Below are 2,561 nucleotides of genomic sequence, written 5' to 3'. Positions count from 1 at the left end.
GCCGCCGGGGCGCGGCGCCGCGGGCCGTCACTCCGGCAGGTCCCCCGCCCGGCCGCGCGGGTCCGGCGCGTCCTCGCGACGGTGCCGCCCCGGCGAGGTGCCGAACGCGTGCCGGAACGCCTCGATGAAGCTGCTCGGGGTGGCGTAGCCGCTCGCCGCGGCCACCGCGGTCACCGATCCGCCCTCGGCCAGCAGGGCCAGGGCGCGCTGGAGCCGCAGCTGGGCCCGCCACTGCGGGAAGCTCATCCCTGTCTCCCGGCGGAACAGCCGGCTGAGGGTGCGTTCGGAGGCCCCGACCGCCGTGCCGAGCTCCGCCAGGGTGCGCTGGTCCGCCGGGTCGTCGGCGAGCAGGGCGGCCAGGTCGCGCAGCCGGGGGTCGTCGGGCGCGGGCAGCCAGCGGTCGAAGGCGGGGGCGTCCGCGATCTGGTCGAGCGCGACCCGCTCCAGCCGGTGGCGTGCATCGCCGGACGGGGGGCGCGGCCCGCTCAGCACCGCCACGATCTCGTGCAGCAGCGGGCTGACCGCCAGCACCGTGGGCCGGTCCAGCGCGGGCGGCCGCACCTCGGCCGGGTAGCTGAGGCTGCGCAGTTCGCTGGGGCCGTGGGCGCGGTGGGCGTGCGGCACCCCGGCCGGGATCCAGACCGCCCGGTGCGGCGGGACGACCCAGGAGCCGCGGTCGGTGGAGACCTCCAGGACGCCGCGCCCGGTGCAGACCAGCTGGTGCACGTCGTGGTGGTGCCAGTCGATCCGTTCGCGGTGGGCCAGCGGCACCCGGGTGGGCCCGTGCAGTGGCTGGCGGGTTGTCGACACAAATCGGCAGAGTATCGGAAGCCGCCGCCCGGCCCGCCCGGCCAGGCTGGTCCCCGTCAACGGAAACCGATCACCGAGGGGTGGGCCCGGCATGGCGGGGGCACGGCCGCAGGATGCGGAACACGATTCGACGGGAACGGCAGCAACGCCGCGGGCAGCGGGGCCGGCAGCCGGCCCGGGGCCCGGCGTGTGGCGGCGGATGCGGCTGTGGGGCGCCGCGCACGCCGTCGACGACCTCTACCAGGGGCTCGTCCCGGCCGTGGTGCCGTACTTCGTCCTGGAGCGCGGCTACGGGTACGTCGCGGCGGGCGGCCTCACCCTGGCGGCCACGCTGGGCAGTGCCGTCCCCCAGCCGGCGATCGGCCTGGCCGTCGACCGGCTGCGGCTGGGCTGGCTCGCCGCGGCCGGGCTCGCCCTGGCCGGGACGGGGCTCGGGCTGTCCGGCCTGGTGCACTCCTACCCGGCGGCCTGGCTGCTGGTGCTGCTCTCCGGGCTGGGGGTGGCGATGTTCCACCCGGCGGCCGGCAAGGCCGCCCGGGAGGCGGCCGGGGACAGCGCGGCGGCGATGGGCGTGTTCGCGGCCGGTGGCAGCGTCGGCTTCTTCCTGGCACCGGTGCTGGCCACCCCGGCCCTGGCCGTGTGGGGGCTGCGGGCCACGGTGCTCTTCGCGCCGCCCGCCCTGCTGACGGCGTACGTGCTGTTCCGGCACCGCCACCGGCAGCAGGCGCTCGCGGCGGCCCGGGCGGCGGCCGCGCCGGGCGGCACCGACCGCTGGGGGCCGTTCCTGGTGCTGACCGGCGTGGAGGTGGCCCGCTCGGTGGTCTTCTTCGGCATCAGTACGTTCATCGAGCTGTACTGGCTGCGGCAGCTGCACGCCTCGCACGCCGTGGCCGGCGCCGCGCTGGCCTGCTTCCTGGGCGGTGGCGTGGCCGGCACGCTGGCCGGCGGCCGGCTCGCGGACCGGATCGGCGCGGTCCGCGCGGTGCGGCTGGGCACGGCACTGACGCTGCCCGCGCTGGCGGGGCTCTGCGTGGCGCCGGGCCGGTTCGTGCCGCTGCTGTTCGCGGCGGCGACCGGCCTCGCCCTGAACGTGCCGTTCGCGGTGCTCGTCAAGCTCGGCCAGGACTACCTGCCGAGCCGCCCCGGCACCGCGGCGGGCGTCACCCTGGGCCTGGCCGTCAGCATCGGCGGCCTCGCCGCCCCGGCCCTCGGCGCGATCGCCGACGGGTACGGCCCGCAGGGCGTGCTCCGGGCGCTGTGCGTGGTGCCGCCGGTCGGGCTGCTGCTCGCCCGGCTGCTGGCCGAGCCCTGAGACGCGGCGCGTGCGCACGGTCACCGCGGGTGGCGGGTGTGACCCGCGCCATCCGGGAGCGGTCCGGCGGGCGGCCGGGTGCGCGCCGGGTGTGCCCGGACGGTCACGGGGTGCCGATGATGTGGGCGGCGTCACGCGGCCGGGGCCGTGGCGGCGGTCACATCCGGGTGGGGGGCGGGCCGGTCGGCCGCTCAACCGCGGGCCCCGGATGCCGTCCGTACCGCCGGTAAACGCGGTCTGACCTGCGGGGACGTCCGGATTCCTTGAAAGCCCCGGGCGGGCTGCCTACCTTCGAAACCAGTGCGGCGAGGCCCCACGGCCCCTCACCGGGCCGGACCCCCGGCCCCCGCACTCCCCGAACGCAAGGCGCCGCCGCACGGTGGTGCCCGCCCGGAACCGTCCGGGACCCTTCCCGAGAGGACCTGCATGATCTTCCGCC

Annotated in this window: 2 protein-coding genes; one reads left to right on the top strand and one right to left on the bottom strand. The window is 78.1% G+C overall.

From position 1 onward, the window contains the following. Positions 1 to 27: 27 nt before the first annotated feature. Entirely contained in the window at positions 28 to 810 is a 783-nt protein-coding gene (locus ACFV0G_RS38165) for an AraC family transcriptional regulator (RefSeq protein WP_380558095.1), read from the bottom strand. 199 nt (positions 811 to 1,009) lie between these two features. On the opposite strand from ACFV0G_RS38165, the gene ACFV0G_RS38160 reads away from it, so the two are divergent. Continuing rightward, the gene (locus ACFV0G_RS38160) at positions 1,010 to 2,122 is read left to right on the top strand and encodes an MFS transporter (RefSeq protein ID WP_380558092.1); all 1,113 of its coding nucleotides are present in this window, start codon (positions 1,010 to 1,012) and stop codon (positions 2,120 to 2,122) included. Positions 2,123 to 2,561 lie beyond the last annotated feature (439 nt).

Origin of the sequence: Kitasatospora sp. NPDC059571 (assembly GCF_042735675.1) — a bacterium.
In the GTDB taxonomy this organism is placed as follows: domain Bacteria; phylum Actinomycetota; class Actinomycetes; order Streptomycetales; family Streptomycetaceae; genus Kitasatospora.
Note: the sequence above shows the minus strand (reverse complement) of the source record. Positions and strands in the feature narration are given on the sequence as shown.

What these genes read in the sequence shown, in the direction of transcription:
- ACFV0G_RS38160 (WP_380558092.1), top strand. Translation starts at nt 1,010, where the DNA reads ATGCGGCTGTGGGGCGCCGCGCACGCCGTCGACGACCTCTACCAGGGG.